Genomic DNA, 15301 nt, shown 5'->3' on the forward strand with positions numbered 1-15301 from the left:
CTCAACTGCCCGGCGCTGCCCTCCCGTCGCGCCCCCGGGGTGCCGGCGCCCGGCTCGGGCGCCGGGGTGTCCGCCCGGCCAGCCGGATCAGCGCAATCCCTGCTGCCACAAACCAGACCCACATCAGCACCCCGTAGCCCCCGTAGAGCTCAGGGACGGCGTGCCGGAGCGCTTCCGCGGCGATGCCCAGTCCGCCCGTGGCGATCCCCAGCCAGGCCAGGGCCCGCGGCAGCACCCCGTTCAGCATGACGATGGAGATGAGCAGGATGCCGGCCGCGGACAGGACACCGGAGACGGCGGGGGTGTTGTTTTCGGCGATGATGGCTTCGGCAGCGGTCGAGTAGCGGAGCCGGGCCGCGTCGTCGGCCGCGGCAGCGTAACGGTCGCTGAGATAGACGAGCCCCAGCGATCCCCTGCTTGTGACCGGGACAGCAAGGATCAGCCCCCACGACAGGCCGCCGATCACTGCGGCGAGCAGCGCCAGGCTCTTCTCCAGCGGGGCGAGCGCCACGAAGAGCGCGACGAGCACCAGCACGGGCAGGATGTTCGGCACGATCCAGAGCAGCTGTTCGGCAACATAGTTCCCTTTGTTCCGCGCGATGAACTCCAGCGTCTCAGTGCCGCCATGAACCGGGGGCGGGGCGGCGAAGTCCAGGACCAGTGCCAGCATCAGCAGCGCCACGAACAGCACCGAGGAGATCCCGGCCCAGAGATAGAGCCGGCGCCAGGTCCGGCCGCCGGCCGGATCGGTGGCCGGCTGCCGGGCAGGCCCCGGCGCGCGGGTTTGGGGTCGTGCCATCCTCGAAGGTACGTCCGGCCCGGGCCGCCGGACAGGGGCGTTGGCCCCTGGCTGGAGCGCCGGGCAAGGGACGCTAGGCTAGGGGAAGCCCTGTTTCCTCCCCCAAGGAGTCCGAAGAATGAACATCTTCATCAAACTGCTCGGCACCGGCATCAGCCTGCTCGCCGGTTTCGTCGGAACCAAGCTCGTTGACACTGTCTGGGAGAAATCCACGGGTAACAAGCCGCCCAAGGGCCACGAGGACGATGTGCCCACCACGCTTCGTTCTGCCCTGACCTTCGCGCTGATTTCGGCAGCTGTGAGTGCCATTATCCAGGTCCTCGCCAACCGCGGCACGCAGCGCGCGGTCACGCGTTTCGCCAAGACCCAGGACCTGGTTTAGGGCGCATCGTCTAGCCCCTACCGCCTGTCGGTGGCCGCGTCGTCGTCGCCAAACCCGCGTTTGCCCGCCGCCTGCTGCACGACGGCCTCCAGTTCGTCCGTGCTGAGCAGTTCCGGGTGGAGGTGCTTGGTGCGGTAACCGGCCCGGCCCACCATGTGCGCGGACACCGGCACGGTGAGCAGCTGGAAGATCCACGCCACGCCCAGCACCGGCCAGACCCACCAGGAGCGCATCTGGAGCCCCAGCGCGAAGAGCAGCAGGAAAAGCCCCAGCACCTGGGGCTTGGTGGCCGCGTGCATCCGGGTCATCAGGTCCGGAAAACGGAGCAGGCCCACCGCCGCCGCCAGTGACATCAGGGCACCGACCACCATAAAGACCGCCGAGACGGCGTCGATCACGGTGTCGGCGGAAAAGGTCTCAGGATTCACGGCTTTTCTCCCGCCGGTCGGCTACGAAGCGGGCCACCGTGACGGAGCCGACAAACCCGATCAGGGACACCGCCACCAGCAGCATGAGGTTGTTCAGGTGCCGGTTCACGGCCATGTCGATGCACAGGGCCGCTCCCACGATCGCCAGCAGCACGTCCGCGGCGAGCACCCGGTCCAGCAGCGACGGGCCCCGCGCGATCCGGATGATCGCTCCGCCGGCAGCGAGGGACAGCAGCACCGTGGTCACGGTCAGGACAAGCTGCATCATGACCCCGCCTCCTGGTTGAGGGCGGACAGTTCGGCCTGGGTGCCCATGATCCTGATCAGTCCCGCTTCCGTGTCTCTGACGTCTTTGCGCAGCCGCGCGGCATCGTCCGCGTTGCGGACGTTGATGCCATGGATATAGAGCGTGGACGTTGACCGGTCCACCTCCACCACGAGCGACCCCGGGATCAGCGCGGTCACGTGCCCTGTCGCAGTGACCAGCAGATCGGAATGGCTCCGCAGCGGGACGGCGACGACGGCGCTGATCACCTGCGGGCCCCGGGCCAGGGCCAGGTACAGGACCTGGAAGCTTGCTGTCACGACCTTGGCCACGAAGAGCAGCGCAAACGGGACCGCCCGGAGCAGGTTGAAGCGCCCGCCGAGTTCCACCGGCGGCAGGTAGAACAGGCGGGCCACCACGACGGCGATCAGTGCACCGAAGAGCAGGTTCCCCGGGCTGAAGTTCTGCCACAGTGCGCCCCAGACAATCACGAGCCAGACCAGGAGCGGCAGTTCCTGCCGCAGGGAGATCCGTTTCCGGTTCATTTGCGCTCCTGCCCGCTGGCCGGCGGAAGACGGGCGGGGTCCGGGCCCGGTTCCGGCTCGGAAATCGCCGGGACCCGCGCTCCCTCGCCGAGGACCGCGTGAATGTATGAGGTCCGGTCCAGCATTTCGACGGCGGCCTGGTCCGCCACCTTGAACAGCGGCCCGGCGAACACGGTCAGCCCGACACCGAAAATGACCAGGCCCAGCGTGGAACCCACCATGGTCCGCGGCAGAAGGGTGACGTTGGTCTTTCCGGCCCGGTCACCCGTGGCCGAGTCCGCGGGGTGCGCCAGCAGCACCGGGTCGGGGTGTTCCGCGTCCTCAGGCTTGCGCCAGAATGCTCGGTTCCACACCCGTGCCATGGCCAGCAGGGTCAGCAGGCTCGTCAGTACACCGCCGATCACCAGGGCGTAGGCCAGCGGGGTTCCCAGCTGGATGCCGGCCTGCAGCAGGCCGACTTTGCCCAGGAAGCCGGAGAGCGGCGGGATGCCGGCGAGGTTCATGGCCGGGACAAAGAACAGCACCGCCAGCAGCGGGGACAGCTTGGCCAGCCCGGCGACGCGGTCCACCGAGGAACTGCCGCCGCGGCGTTCAATCAGGCCGGTGACCAGGAACAGGCTCGTCTGGATCGTGATGTGGTGGGCGACGTAGAAGACGGCGGCGCCCAGCCCGGCCACCGAGGACATCGCCAGGCCGAACACCATGTAGCCGATGTGGCTGACCAGGGTGAAGGACAGGAGTCGTTTGATGTCGCTTTGGGCCAGGGCGCCAAGGATCCCCACCAGCATGGTCAGCAAGGCGGCGACCATCAGCGGGGCATTGAAGGTGTCCCCCGGGAACAGCAGCGTTTCGGTCCGGACCATGGCGTACACGCCCACCTTGGTCAGCAGGCCCGCGAACACGGCCGTGACCGGGGCCGGCGCCGTCGGGTAGGAGTCAGGCAGCCAGAAGGACAGCGGGAACACGGCAGCCTTGATCCCGAACGCCACGAGCAGCATCACGTGCAGCAGGTTCTGCGTGCCCTGGTCCAGGTCCGCGAGCTTGACGGCAAGATCGGCCATGTTGATAGTTCCCGTGGCCCCGTAGATCATGGCGATCGCGATCAGGAAGAGCACTGAGGACACGACCGAGACCACCAGGTAGGTCACCCCGGCCCGGATCCGCGGACCCGTCCCGCCGAGGGTCATCAGCACGTAGCTGGCGGTCAGCAGGATTTCGAACCCCACATAGAGGTTGAACAGGTCCCCGGAGAGGAAGGCGTTGGACACGCCGGCCACCAGGATCAGGTACGTGGGGTGGAAGATCGAGACCGGCGCGTCCTGGTCGCCGTCGGCCATGCCCTGCCCGGTGGCGTAGATCAGCACGGCGAGGCTCACCGAGGATGACACCACGAGCATGAGTGAGGAAAACTGGTCCACCACCAGGACGATGCCCCAGGGCGGGAGCCAGCCGCCGATGTTGACCGCAGCGGTGCCGCCCTCCCAGACGGAGGCGAGCAGCAGGCACTCGAGCAGCAGGGTCAGGGACAGGAGCACAATGCTGACGGTCCGCTGGGCCCGGGAATTCCGGATGAGCAGGAAGGTCAGGGCGGCGCCGAGCAGGGGAAGGATGACGGCGAGCGGGGCGAAACTGGCAATGTTCACTGTCCGCCTCCTTCCTTGCTGGGTATCGTGACGTTCCGGGATCCGGGTTGTTCCTCCGAGGCGGCGGCATCGGCGTCGAGCGTGCGGTCGGCGACCGTGACGGTGGCTTCGGCCCCGGCGGGAACATCGGAGACCGATTGGCCGTCCGTGCCGATCATGGTCAGCGGGAATTCAGAGGTTTCCACCGGAACCACGGAGTCGTCCTCGGCGTCGAAGCTGGGGGTCTTGGCGACGCGGCGGTCCTCGGCGTCGTCCTGGATCTCGTCCTGCCGGGCCAGCACCCAGGTGCGGTAGATGATGCCGAGCATAAAAGCGGTGACGGCGAAGGAGATGACGATCGAGGTGAGGATCAGTGCCTGCGGCAGCGGATCGTTGTACTGACCGGGGTCGGTGTCCTTATGGAACAACGGTGCCAGGCCGGCATAGCCGCCCGTGGTGAGGATCAGCAGGTTGGTGGCGTTGGCGAGCAGCATCAGGCCCAGCAGGACCCGGGTGAGGCTGCGTTCCAGGATCAGGTAGATGCCGCAGGCGTACAGTGCGCCCATGACCGTCAGCAGGGTCAGGTTGACGCTCATGCTTTCCCCTTGGCTGTGGTTTCGGCCGCGATTCCGCCGGCTTCCTGCTCGTCCGACGGTTCTGCGGGGTGTTCCTCGAAGTGCTCGTCGATCTCGGACCCCAGGCTGCGCAGCACGTCCAGTACGAGGCCGACGACGACGACATAGACGCCGATGTCGAAGATGGTGGAGGTGACAAACTTGACGTCGCCAAAGACCGGTAGCCAGAACTGGAGAATGGCGGTCTGGAACACCTGGCCGCCCAGCAGCAGGGGGGCCACGCCGGAGGCCGCCGCGGTGGCAAGGCCAATGCCCAGCAGCGCGCCGGCACTAACCGGTGTGGCTTCGCCCAGCTCGAAACGGCCGCCGGCAAGGTAGCGGATGGTGAGGGCCAGGCCTGCGGTGAGGCCGCCGGCGAAGCCTCCGCCGGGGAGGTTGTGGCCGGCCAGCAGGAGGTAGATCGAGAAGACGATCATGGAGTGGAAGATGAGCCGCGTGACGACCTCAAAGATGATCGAACGGCGTTCCGGTGCCATGGTCCGGCCTGCCACCAGCCAGGCATCGCGGCTGGAAGCGGCGAAGCGGCGGCTCATGGCCAGCGCGGCGTCGTCGCGGGTGTTGCCCCGGCCGGCGGAGCGGTTTGGCTGCCGGCGCCCGACTGAGCCTTCCTCCACCATGGCGGAAGTCCGGAGCCGGTCCCCCCGGCCCCGGACGAAGATGAGGCTCGCGACCCCGGTGGCTGCGAGCGCCAGCACCGAAATTTCCCCGAAGGTGTCCCAGGCGCGGATATCCACCAGGGTGACGTTGACGATATTCAGTCCCCCGCCGCCCTCGTAGGCCAGTTTCGGGAACTCGAGCGAGATGGGCGCCGCCACCCGGGCGCCCAGGGCGTAGATGGCGACGAACACCATGGTGATGCCGAAGGCGGCGCCGATGATCACGCGGATCACCCGGTACCTTCCGCCGGTGCGGTCGCGGAGTTCCGCGGGGAGGCTGCGCATGGCGAGGACGAAGGCCACCAGGATGATGGTTTCCACCAGCATCTGGGTCAGCGCGAGGTCCGGCGCTCCCTGCAGGGCGAACATCAGGGCGATGCCGTAACCGGTGACGGAGACCATGAGGACGGCCAGGAAGCGTTTGTTGGCCCGCACGGCGGCCAGTGCGCCGATCACGATCCCGGCTCCCACCACGATCTGCAGCGGGGAGTTGGGATCGATGAAGAAGAGGTTTCCGGGGAGCGGCTTGTCCGCCAGCACCAGCGCGGTAAGCGGCAGGACGAACGCCACGGTCAGGATGACGGAGAGGTAGAAGAACAGCGAACCCCGCTGGGTCCGGCCGGTGATCCAGACGGCGGCGTCGTCTAGGGCGCCGATGGCCAACTGATAGGTGCGGTCGCCGTCGATCCAGGCCGGGACCAGGCCCTGGAGCCGGGCGACGGCGGTGCGGCCGTAGAACATGAACCCACCGAAGGCGAAGGTGATGGCGGTCAGCCCCAGGGCCGGGGTCAGGCCGTGCCAGAGCGCCAGGTGGCCGGCGGCGGCCGCCGCGTCCTCGCCGGCGGGCACGAACAGCGCCGCGTAAGGCTGGATCCAGCCGTCCACCGGCGCCGGCCACAGTCCGTAGACGATGGTCAGCAAGCTCAGGATGGCGGGGGCCGCCAGGAAGGCCGGCTTGATCGGTTTGAACGGGGTGGCCTCCACGCCGGGCTTGACGGCAAAGGCGCCCCACATGAACCGCGCACTGTAGGCGAAGGTCAGGATGGATCCCAGGACCAGGCCGGCCAGGATCACCATGCCCCAGGTGCCGCCGGCGGTGCTGTAGTGGATGAACGCTTCGAACACCGATTCCTTCGCGACGAAACCGGCCAGCGGCGGGATGCCGGCCATCGAGGCGGCTCCTACCGCGGCCACGATCGCGAGGGCGCGGGAGGAACGGTAGACGCCGGAGAGCTTGCGGATGTCGCGGGTTCCGGCCTGGTGGTCAATGATGCCCACCACCAGGAAGAGGGTGGCTTTGAAGAGGCCGTGCGCCAGGAGCAGTGCGAGGCCGGCCAGCGCAGCGTCGGGTTCGCCGAGCCCCACGACCATGGTCAGGAAGCCCAGCTGGCTGACCGTGCCGTACGCCAGGATGAGCTTGATATCGGTTTGTCGCAGCGCCCGGTAGCCGCCGACCAGCATGGTGGCCAGGCCAAGGCCGAGGACCAGCGGCAGCCAGTACGGGGTTTCCGCGAATCCGGGCGCCAGCCGCGCCACGAGGTAAATACCGGCCTTGACCATTGCCGCGGCGTGCAGGTAGGCGCTCACCGGAGTGGGGGCCGCCATGGCGCCGGGGAGCCAGAAGTGGAAGGGGACGAGGGCGGATTTGGTGATCGCACCGATCAGGATAAGGACGACGGCTGCGGCCACGCCTCCGGCGGCGGGCCCGGTGACAAGGGTTGGTGCCAGCTCCAGGATGGTCGCGATCCGGTAGGTTCCGGCGCTGGAGCCCAGGATGACCAGGCCCACCAGCATTGCCAGGCCGCCGGCGGTGGTCACCACGAGGGCCTGCAAGGCGGAGCGCCGCGCTGACAGTCGGGTCCGGGCGTAGCCGATCAGCAGGTAGGACAGGACCGTGGTCAGTTCCCAGAAGATGAACATCAGCAGCAGGTCATCGGCGGTGACCAGGCCGAACATGGCCCCGGCGAAGGCCAGCAGCTGGGCGCCGAATCCCCCGAGGTAGTCGTCCTTGTCCTTGAAGTACCGGGCGCAGTAGATGAGGACCAGCGCACCCACACCCAGGACGAGAAGGGACATGACCCAGGCCAGGGCGTCCATCCGGAAGGCGAGCTCAAGCTTCAGCCCGGGGATCCAGGGCAGGACTTCGGCGACCCCGGATTCGGGGCGGCCGCCGGTGCCGGGGGCGCCGGCATACACGGCCCCATGCTGCAGGATCAGCCAGATGAACGAGGCCGCGGGCACCGCCGCGAGGGCGTAAAACGAATTCCGGCCGAACTTCCGGAAGAGAAATGGCGCCACAGCGGCCACCGCGAAGTGCACGGCAAGGACTGTGATCACTGGTATCTCCGCAACGTCAGGAATTCGATTGTCAAAAGTTGGAGCAGGCGGGCATTCGTTAGGTTCAGTCCGGACAGTTTACCAAGCGTGGACAAATTCTTTTCGCAGGGTGCGTCGGGCCCCGCGCCTGCTGCGGATAATATTCGAGCTATGAACTCCGCTGCTGCCCCAGAGGCCATGCGTCCCTCCTCGGACCTGGAATCCGGAAGCCACGCCCCCCACAAGGGCCGCATCCTCGCCTGGGCAGCATGGGACTGGGGTTCGGCCGCCTTTAACGCGGTCATGACCACGTTTGTGTTCACCGTGTACCTGACGTCCAATGCCTTTGGCGGCGAGGACCAGGCCTCTGCTGTCCTGGGCGGCGCACTGGCGGTCGCCGGCGCGGCCGTCGCGCTGCTGGCGCCTGTCACCGGGCAGCGCTCCGATGCCGGCGGGCGCCGGAAGCTCTGGCTGGGGGTCAACACGGTCGCCGTCGCGCTGCTGACCGCGCTCTGCTTCTTCGTCTTCCCGCGTCCGGAGTTCCTGCTCCTGGGCGTGACGCTGATCGCGCTGGGCAATGTTTTCTTCGAGTTTGCGGGCGTGAACTACAACGCCATGCTTGCCCAGATCTCCACTCCACTGAACATCGGCAAGGTCAGCGGCTTCGGCTGGGGCATGGGGTACCTCGGCGGCATTGTCGCGCTGCTGCTGGTGCTCCAGCTCTTCGTCCAGCCCAGCTTCGCGTGGTTCGGCGCCTCGACCGAGGATGGCCTGAATATCCGCCTTGTCGCCGTGTTCTCGGCGTTGTGGTTCGTCGTCTTCGCGCTGCCCGTGCTGTTCGCCGTCCCGGAGCTTCCCAAGACCAGGCAGGGCGCCGGCCTGGGATTCCTGGCTTCCTACGGGCTGCTGGTGCGGCGGATCAAGGCGATTTACCGGACCAGCCCCCACACCATCTACTTCCTGCTCGCCAGCGCCGTCTTCAGGGATGGCCTGGCCGCGGTGTTCACCTTCGGCGGCATCAATGCCGCGGGCACCTTCGGCTTTGAACTCAAGGACGTCATCTTCTTCGCGATCTTTGGGAACGTCGTGGCCGCGGTGGGCGCCATCGCGGGCGGCTTCCTCGACGACCGGGTCGGGCCGAAGGCGGTCATCATGGGTTCGCTGCTCGGTTTGCTGCTGGCCGGCTCCGTGATCGTGGCCCTTGGCAACGGGAGCTATTCCTTCTTCGGCATGGAATGGGCCGGCACCACCACGTTTTGGATCTTTGGCTTGTTCCTGTGCCTCTTTGTGGGGCCGGCGCAGTCCTCCTCCCGGGCCTTCCTGGCCCGGCTTGCCCCGCAGGGCGAGTCCGGCGAGCTGTTTGGCCTTTACGCCACGACCGGCCGGGCCGTCAGCTTCCTCGCCCCGGCACTGTTTACGCTCTGCATCGCGGTCGCTGCCCCGCTGGTGGAGCCCGGCGAGGCGCAGCGCTGGGGCATCCTCGGCATTATGGTGGTGCTCCTGGCCGGGCTGCTGCTGCTGCTCCGGGTCAAGGCACCGGACCAGGCCGAAATCGCGGTTGTCCCCGCAGCCTGAAGCGGCCCGAAAAGTCCTGCGGCGCACTAGGCTGGAGGAATGAACGTGGATGAAACAGACCTCCCGGGACTGGGCCGGCGCAAGGACTTCATGACCGCCTCGGGGCGCCGGATCGGCGTCGTGGAATACCGCGAGGGCCAAACCGAACTGATCGTCTCCACGTGGGACGATCCGGACACCTGCCAGGCGTCCATCCCGCTGACCGCCGACGAAGCCGCCGCGCTGGGGAACCTGCTGGGCGGCCAGCGGCTGGCCATGCAGCTTTCCGAGGCCCACCGTGAGGTTCCGGGGATCGTCACCCGGCAGTTCTCGATCTCCGCCGATTCCCCGTTCCAGAACCAGCCGATGGGCAAGGCTTCCATCCGGACCCGGAGCGGCGTCTCGATCGTCGCCATCATGCGGGAAGGCGAGGTGCTCCCCTCTCCCGGGCCCGACGTCGTCCTGCACCCGGGCGATCTCCTCGTTGCAGTGGGGACGCAAGAAGGCCTGGACACGGCGGCCGGCATCCTGCGCAACGGCTGACGGCATGGATCCGCTCGCACTGACCCTGATTGAGCTCGGCGCCGTCGTCTTTTGCCTCGGCTTGCTGGCGCGGCTGGCGGGGCGGGTCGGCATGTCGCCGATTCCGCTGTACCTCATCGGTGGTCTGTTTTTCGGCGCCGGCGGGCTCGTGAAACTCGAGGGCATGCACGAATTTACCCATCTCTCGAGCGAGATCGGCGTCATCCTTCTCCTGCTTATGCTCGGATTGGAATATACGGCGGCCGAGCTGGTCACGGGGCTGCGCCGCTCCTGGCAGGCCGGCGTCCTGGACCTGGTCCTGAACTTCCTGCCGGGCGCCCTCCTCGCGGTCCTGCTGGGCTGGGGGGTCGTCGGGGCAATGGTGATGGGCGGTGTCACCTACATTTCGTCGTCGGGGATCGCCGCCAAGGTGATCACGGACCTGGGCCGGATCGGTAACCGCGAAACTCCGGTGGTGCTCTCGATCCTCGTGTTCGAGGATCTCGCGATGGCTGTCTACCTGCCGGTCCTCACGGCGACCTTGGCCGGTGTGAGCTTCGTCGTGGGGCTGCAGACCGTCGGGATCTCACTCGCCGTCGTCACCGTAGTCCTGCTCGTGGCCCTGCGGCACGGGCACCACGTGTCCAAGGCCGTGCACAGTGAGAACTCCGAGGTGTTCCTGCTCAACCTGCTCGGGGCCGCGCTGCTGGTGGCCGGGCTGGCCGCAGCCATGCAGGTGTCCGCTGCGGTGGGCGCCTTTATGCTCGGGATCGCTATTTCCGGCGCCACCGCGCACAGCGCCACCAGGATCCTCGAGCCGTTGCGGGATCTCTTCGCAGCCATCTTCTTTGTGGTCTTCGGCCTCAATACCGACCCCGCCACCATCCCGCCGGTGCTCGGCTGGGCCCTTCTGCTGGCGGTCGTCACAGCGGCCACCAAGATGCTCACCGGGATCTGGGCGGCGAAGCGTGCCGGGGTTGGCCTGCCGGGGCGTTTCCGCGCCGGCGCCGCGCTGATCGCCCGCGGAGAGTTCTCGATCGTCATTGCCGGCCTTGCGGTCGCCTCGGGCGTCGTGCCCCAGGAGCTTGCGGCCCTGGCCACCGCCTACGTGCTGATCATGGCCGTGACGGGCCCGCTCGCCGCCCGGTTCGTGGAGCCGGTGGTGGCGATGCTGCGCCGCCCGGCGAAACAGCGGAGCGTCCGGACCGCGGACGGGATCTGACGACGCGCCTGGTCAGACGTCGGTGCGGTGGAAGTTCAGGTGGCTGCGGCTCGCCGTCGGGCCGCGCTGGCCCTGGTAGCGGTTGCCGTACTCGCCGGAGCCGTAGGGGTGCTCGGCGGCCGAAGTGAGCCGGAAGAAGCACAGCTGGCCGATCTTCATGCCCGGCCACAGCTTGATCGGCAGCGTCGCCATATTGGACAGCTCCAGGGTCACGTGGCCGGAGAATCCGGGGTCGATGAAGCCCGCAGTCGAGTGCGTGAGCAGGCCCAGCCGGCCCAGCGAGGACTTGCCCTCGAGCCGGGCGGCAATATCGTCGGGAAGCGTCACGGTCTCATAGGTGGAGCCCAGCACGAACTCCCCGGGGTGCAGGATGAACGGTTCGCCGCTCTCAACCTCCACCAGGCGGGTCAGCTCGGGCTGTTCCTCTGCCGGGTCGATGTGGGCGTACTTGTGGTTGTCGAAGAGCCGGAAAAACCGGTCGATCCGGACGTCAACCGACGAGGGCTGCACCATGGCAGGGTCGAACGGCTCCAGAACAATCCGTTGGGAGTCAATTTCGGCACGAATGTCGCGGTCAGAGATCAGCACAGTCTCAAATTACCGTACTCGCCGGGATCGGCCGTCCGCGCGGCCAGTATTACTGCTCCTCATTACTGCTCCTCAAGCACCGATTTGAGCTGTTCGAGCTGGCAGACTTCGGCCTTCATCCGCCGGCGGAAGGGGCACTTCAGCCGGGCCAGGATCCCCCGCGGCTCGCATTCCAGGGCAAATCGGACCCGGGTGCCCCCGCCTTCCGTGCTCAGATAGTAGCCTCCGCGTGTCCGCTCGGTCCCGGCAAGGACCCTGTACCGGATCTCGGCACCGGGCCGCGCCTCGGTGATCTCGAAATCTCCGCACACGGTTCGTCCGCCGGGTTCCGCGATGGTCTGACGGTAGCCGGCCCCCTTGGACCCGGCCGCACCGGATTCCAGTTCAATGCTGTGGACGCCGGCACGCCAGCGCGGCAGGTTGCTGGCGTCGAGCAGGAAGTCGTAGACGCTCATGGCGTCACGTTTGATGACGACGTCGTACTCTGCGATTGCCACGGAAATCCTTGCTGGGCGGACGGCTGATGGGCGTAGCCCGCTTCCCCGGAACTGCAGCTAACCCCTTCAGGATAGACAGCAAGGCCTGCCCCGCGGTGCGGCAGCGGCGGGCCTTTATCGAAGAGTTATGGGACTCCCCGCATGACGTACCGCTCTGTGACTACGCCCTGGAGCCTGCCCCGGGGGAGGTGCCTGGCCCGCGATGTCGCCGGAGTGACGTGTTCTGAGAACACGTGCGGCTGGGGTAAGGTAAATCTCGACGTTCCCCGGGACCACGTCCAGCATTTTGGACAGTCCCATTGCGGCTGTAGCTCAATGGTAGAGCGCTAGCTTCCCAAGCTTGATACGCGGGTTCGATTCCCGTCAGCCGCTCCAATTCACCGCTCCATTCCGCTCGACGGACCTCCCGGGGCCGTTAGGCGGCTACCTGTATCGTTCGAAGTCAGGAACCTCTTCGGTTCCGCTACAGGAGCGATCATGGCTGACAAATCCCCCCGTCAAGCAGCATCCAAGAAATCCGGCAAATCCATCAAGGAAAAGCGGGCCGACAAGCGGACCGCTGCAGCGCCGCCCAGCTCCATGGACAAAGCCACCAGCGCCAAGCCGGCGAGCCCCAAAAAGAAGTGAGCGGCACCTTGAGCCACCTCACCCTCGGAGTCCTTGCCAGCACGCGGAAACCCGCCGAACAGCGCCTCCCGATCCATCCCCTCCACCTGGACCGCATCGCCCCGGAACTCCGGCAGCGGCTGATCCTGGAGGAGGGCTACGGCGAACGGTTCGGCGTCTCGGACGCCGAACTGGCCCCGCTGGCGGGGCGCATCGTCCCCCGGGCGCAACTGCTGGCCGAGGCCGACGTCGTCCTCCTGCCCAAGCCGCAGCCCGAAGACCTGGCCGAACTCCGGGACGGGCAGGTCCTCTGGGGCTGGCCGCACTGCGTCCAGGACCGGGCGATCACCCAGCTGGCGATCGACAAGAAGCTCACCCTGATCGCCTTCGAGGCGATGAACCACTGGGCCAGCGACGGCGGCTTCGGCCTGCACGTCTTCCACAAGAACAACGAGCTGGCCGGGTACTGCTCCGTGCTGCACGCGCTGGCCCTGACCGGTTCCACCGGGGATTACGGCCGCCGCCTGAGCGCCGTCGTCATCGGCTTCGGGGCCACGGCCCGCGGTGCGGTCACGGCGCTGAACGCCCACGGCATCCATGAGGTCCAGGTGCTGACCAACCGCGGGGTTGCCGCGGTGGGCTCCCCCATCCACTCGGTGCGGATCGCGCAGTTCGACCATGACGACAAGGCGCCGTTCCTCAGCGAGGTCATCACCGAGCGTGGCCGCGTGCCGCTCGCGCCGTTCCTCGCCGGGAGCGACATCGTGGTCAACTGCACCCTGCAGGACCCGAACGCGCCCCTGACGTATCTGCGCACCGAGGACCTCGCCGCGTTCCGGCCCGGCAGCCTGATCGTGGATGTGTCCTGCGACGAGGGCATGGGGTTCAGCTGGGCGAAAAGCACCACCTTCGCCGAGCCGATGTTCAAGGTCGGGAACCATATCGACTACTACGCCGTGGACCACAGCCCGTCCTATCTCTGGGACTCCTCCAGCTGGGAAATCAGCGAGGCGCTGCTGCCGTTCCTGGAAACCGTGATCACCGGGCCCGACGCCTGGACGGCGAACGAGACCATCCGCCGCGCGATCGAAATCCGCGACGGCGTGGTCCTCAACCCGGAGGTGCTGCAGTTCCAGCAGCGCGAACCGGAGTACCCGCACCTGCCCCTGGCGGACTAGCGCCGCTCCCCCGGTTTCCGCAGCGAAAACGGACCGCCGCTACGTAAAAGGACAGCCGCTGCGTGGATACACTCAGCGGCTGTCCGAAAACGGTGCGGAAAGCTAGGGCACGGCAGCTGCCTGACGGACGATCTTGACCAGCCGCCGCCGGTCCTTCAGGTCCACCCTGAGCATCAGCTGGCCGCGGCGCGCCAGCACGACGGCGACGGCGGCCGCGGCCAGCGCCGGCACCCCGCCGGAGACCAGGATGGCCGTATGCGGGTCCACGTGCTCGGCCAGCCAGCCGATCATCGGCCCGCCAATTGCCTGCCCGCCGATCAGCACCATGATGTACAGGCTCATCACGCGGCCGCGGATGGCCAGGTTGGAACTGATCTGGACCAGCTGGTTGGCCGCGGTCAGGAACATCAGGCACCAGAACCCGGCCAGGACCATCGCCGCCCCGAACCACACCATGGAGGGCGCCAGCGAGGCGAGGCAGAGCATCAGCCCGTACATTCCTGCCCCCAGCATCACGGAGCGCAGCCTCAGTTCCCGCCGGCGGGCGGACGTGACCGCACCGGCCAGCGCCCCGAGTGCCACCAGCGCGTTCAGCAGGCCGTAGCCGCCGGCGCCGGCGTCGTACACGTGGTCCGCGAAAGCGGCCAGCAGCACCGGCAGGCTCATCGCGAACACAGCGACGAAGCCGGCCATCAGCCACGGCCAGTAGATGGTGGGTTTGCTCAGCGCATAGTCCAGCCCCTCCTTGAGCATGCCCTTGCGTTTGGGCACGGGCGCGCTGAGGTGCAGCTGGTCCTTCCGCAGCGTGAGCAGCATCGCCACGGTGCAGCAGCAGGCGACGGCGTTCGCGGCGAACGCCCAGCCGGCCCCCACCGCGGTGAGCAGCAGCCCGGCGAGCGCCGGCCCGATCAGGCCGCCGAGCTGGAAGGTCGTGGAGTTCACGCTGATGGCGTTCCGGAGGTGGGCCGGTCCAACGAGTTCGTTGACGAAGACCTGCCGGGCCGGCTGGTCCAGCACGGTGACCAGGCCAAGGGCGAGGGCGATGCCGTAGACGTGCCAGATCTCGATCCGCTGGCTCAGCGCCAGCGCCGCGAGGATGGCCGCCAGCACGGCTGCGGCCGACTGGCACAGCATCAGGATTTTCCGCTTCGCGAAGCGGTCCGCCATCATGCCGGCCCACGGGCCCAGGAGCAGCGAAGGCAGGAACTGCAGGGCCACCGTGATCCCGACGGCGGTGACGGAACCGGAGAGCTGGAGCACCAGCCAGTCCTGGGCAATCCGCTGCATCCACAGGGCGGTGACCGCAATGAAGTGGCCGATCGCGAAGATGCGGAAATTTTGGACTTTCAGCGAGATGAACGTGTGGCGCCAGGGCAGCCGCTCGTTGACGACGGTGATCGGCGCGGTGCTGGGGAGCGGCAGTGAGGTTACGTTGGCTGCTAACGGCGGAAGGGGTGCCACGGAAAGTCCTCAAAGGAGCGGGTCG

Annotated in this window: 16 protein-coding genes and 1 tRNA gene; 7 read left to right on the forward strand and 10 right to left on the reverse strand. The window is 67.5% G+C overall.

All coding sequences use genetic code 11. The annotated features are described in order from the left end of the window. Position 1: 1 nt before the first annotated feature. Positions 2–799, reverse strand: a complete 798-nt coding sequence (locus tag QCD75_RS10000; protein WP_301228136.1) for a DUF4386 family protein — start codon at positions 797–799, stop codon at positions 2–4. A 118-nt stretch (positions 800–917) separates the two neighbouring features. Here QCD75_RS10000 and QCD75_RS10005 point away from each other — a divergent pair, with 118 nt between their 5' ends. Then, positions 918–1181, forward strand: a complete 264-nt coding sequence (locus tag QCD75_RS10005; protein ID WP_301228138.1) for a DUF4235 domain-containing protein — start codon at positions 918–920, stop codon at positions 1179–1181. 17 nt (positions 1182–1198) lie between these two features. Here the strand turns inward: QCD75_RS10005 and mnhG are convergent, their stop codons facing one another. From mnhG to QCD75_RS10035, 6 genes are read right to left on the reverse strand one after another with little or no spacing between them, the layout of a single operon-like run. After that, entirely contained in the window at positions 1199–1609 is a 411-nt protein-coding gene (gene mnhG, locus QCD75_RS10010) for a monovalent cation/H(+) antiporter subunit G (RefSeq protein WP_301228140.1), read from the reverse strand. Then, positions 1599–1877 (reverse strand): monovalent cation/H+ antiporter complex subunit F, encoded by a 279-nt coding sequence (locus QCD75_RS10015; RefSeq protein WP_301228142.1) that lies wholly within the window; start codon positions 1875–1877, stop codon positions 1599–1601. Before QCD75_RS10015 ends, mnhG begins: the two co-directional genes overlap by 11 nt. Then, the gene (locus QCD75_RS10020) at positions 1874–2419 is read right to left on the reverse strand and encodes a Na+/H+ antiporter subunit E (RefSeq protein WP_301228143.1); all 546 of its coding nucleotides are present in this window, start codon (positions 2417–2419) and stop codon (positions 1874–1876) included. Before QCD75_RS10020 ends, QCD75_RS10015 begins: the two co-directional genes overlap by 4 nt. Further along, the gene (locus tag QCD75_RS10025) at positions 2416–4062 is read right to left on the reverse strand and encodes a Na+/H+ antiporter subunit D (protein ID WP_301228145.1); all 1647 of its coding nucleotides are present in this window, start codon (positions 4060–4062) and stop codon (positions 2416–2418) included. The genes QCD75_RS10020 and QCD75_RS10025 overlap by 4 nt, the downstream gene beginning before the upstream one ends. Further along, positions 4059–4637 carry a Na(+)/H(+) antiporter subunit C gene (locus QCD75_RS10030; RefSeq protein ID WP_301228147.1) on the reverse strand — a complete coding sequence of 193 codons (579 nt, stop codon included), beginning with the start codon at positions 4635–4637 and terminating at the stop codon, positions 4059–4061. Before QCD75_RS10030 ends, QCD75_RS10025 begins: the two co-directional genes overlap by 4 nt. Beyond that, the gene (locus tag QCD75_RS10035) at positions 4634–7669 is read right to left on the reverse strand and encodes a Na+/H+ antiporter subunit A (RefSeq protein ID WP_301228149.1); all 3036 of its coding nucleotides are present in this window, start codon (positions 7667–7669) and stop codon (positions 4634–4636) included. The genes QCD75_RS10030 and QCD75_RS10035 overlap by 4 nt, the downstream gene beginning before the upstream one ends. Positions 7670–7819: 150 nt before the next feature. On the opposite strand from QCD75_RS10035, the gene QCD75_RS10040 reads away from it, so the two are divergent. From QCD75_RS10040 to QCD75_RS10050, 3 genes are read left to right on the forward strand one after another with little or no spacing between them, the layout of a single operon-like run. Next, positions 7820–9223, forward strand: coding sequence for an MFS transporter (locus QCD75_RS10040; RefSeq protein WP_301228151.1), 1404 nt, complete (start codon positions 7820–7822; stop codon positions 9221–9223). A 39-nt stretch (positions 9224–9262) separates the two neighbouring features. Further along, positions 9263–9745 carry a cation:proton antiporter regulatory subunit gene (locus tag QCD75_RS10045; RefSeq protein ID WP_301228153.1) on the forward strand — a complete coding sequence of 161 codons (483 nt, stop codon included), beginning with the start codon at positions 9263–9265 and terminating at the stop codon, positions 9743–9745. A 4-nt stretch (positions 9746–9749) separates the two neighbouring features. Next, on the forward strand, positions 9750–10946 hold the full coding sequence (locus QCD75_RS10050) for a cation:proton antiporter (protein ID WP_301228155.1): 1197 nt from the start codon (positions 9750–9752) through the stop codon (positions 10944–10946). Positions 10947–10958: 12 nt separating this feature from the next. Here QCD75_RS10050 and dcd read toward each other — a convergent pair whose 3' ends face one another. Together dcd and QCD75_RS10060 are read right to left on the reverse strand one after the other, a co-directional pair. Then, positions 10959–11534 carry a dCTP deaminase gene (gene dcd, locus QCD75_RS10055; RefSeq protein WP_301228157.1) on the reverse strand — a complete coding sequence of 192 codons (576 nt, stop codon included), beginning with the start codon at positions 11532–11534 and terminating at the stop codon, positions 10959–10961. 62 nt (positions 11535–11596) lie between these two features. After that, positions 11597–12031 carry an SRPBCC family protein gene (locus QCD75_RS10060; protein ID WP_301228159.1) on the reverse strand — a complete coding sequence of 145 codons (435 nt, stop codon included), beginning with the start codon at positions 12029–12031 and terminating at the stop codon, positions 11597–11599. Between the two features lie 301 nt (positions 12032–12332). Here QCD75_RS10060 and QCD75_RS10065 point away from each other — a divergent pair. The 3 genes from QCD75_RS10065 to QCD75_RS10075 all read left to right on the forward strand — a co-directional run bounded on the left by QCD75_RS10065 (position 12333) and on the right by QCD75_RS10075 (position 13815). Continuing rightward, positions 12333–12406 (forward strand) — tRNA-Gly (locus tag QCD75_RS10065). A gap of 102 nt (positions 12407–12508) precedes the next feature. Continuing rightward, positions 12509–12658 (forward strand): hypothetical protein, encoded by a 150-nt coding sequence (locus QCD75_RS10070; RefSeq protein ID WP_301228161.1) that lies wholly within the window; start codon positions 12509–12511, stop codon positions 12656–12658. Then, positions 12655–13815, forward strand: a complete 1161-nt coding sequence (locus QCD75_RS10075; protein ID WP_301228163.1) for a N(5)-(carboxyethyl)ornithine synthase — start codon at positions 12655–12657, stop codon at positions 13813–13815. Before QCD75_RS10070 ends, QCD75_RS10075 begins: the two co-directional genes overlap by 4 nt. Positions 13816–13917: 102 nt before the next feature. Here QCD75_RS10075 and QCD75_RS10080 read toward each other — a convergent pair whose 3' ends face one another. Next, positions 13918–15276, reverse strand: a complete 1359-nt coding sequence (locus QCD75_RS10080) for an MFS transporter (RefSeq protein WP_301228165.1) — start codon at positions 15274–15276, stop codon at positions 13918–13920. Between the last annotated feature and the right edge of the window lie 25 nt (positions 15277–15301).

Source organism: Arthrobacter sp. PsM3 (assembly GCF_030433895.1).
GTDB lineage: Bacteria > Actinomycetota > Actinomycetes > Actinomycetales > Micrococcaceae > Arthrobacter.

Excerpts from the sequence above, each read along its gene's own strand:
- QCD75_RS10005 (WP_301228138.1), top strand. The coding sequence starts at position 918 with ATGAACATCTTCATCAAACTGCTCGGCACCGGCATCAGCCTGCTCGCC.
- QCD75_RS10020 (WP_301228143.1), bottom strand. The coding sequence starts at position 2,419 with ATGAACCGGAAACGGATCTCCCTGCGGCAGGAACTGCCGCTCCTGGTC.
- QCD75_RS10045 (WP_301228153.1), top strand. The coding sequence starts at position 9,263 with ATGAACGTGGATGAAACAGACCTCCCGGGACTGGGCCGGCGCAAGGAC.
- QCD75_RS10030 (WP_301228147.1), bottom strand. The coding sequence starts at position 4,637 with ATGAGCGTCAACCTGACCCTGCTGACGGTCATGGGCGCACTGTACGCC.
- QCD75_RS10000 (WP_301228136.1), bottom strand. The coding sequence starts at position 799 with ATGGCACGACCCCAAACCCGCGCGCCGGGGCCTGCCCGGCAGCCGGCC.
- QCD75_RS10015 (WP_301228142.1), bottom strand. The coding sequence starts at position 1,877 with ATGATGCAGCTTGTCCTGACCGTGACCACGGTGCTGCTGTCCCTCGCT.
- QCD75_RS10070 (WP_301228161.1), top strand. The coding sequence starts at position 12,509 with ATGGCTGACAAATCCCCCCGTCAAGCAGCATCCAAGAAATCCGGCAAA.
- QCD75_RS10040 (WP_301228151.1), top strand. The coding sequence starts at position 7,820 with ATGAACTCCGCTGCTGCCCCAGAGGCCATGCGTCCCTCCTCGGACCTG.
- QCD75_RS10050 (WP_301228155.1), top strand. The coding sequence starts at position 9,750 with ATGGATCCGCTCGCACTGACCCTGATTGAGCTCGGCGCCGTCGTCTTT.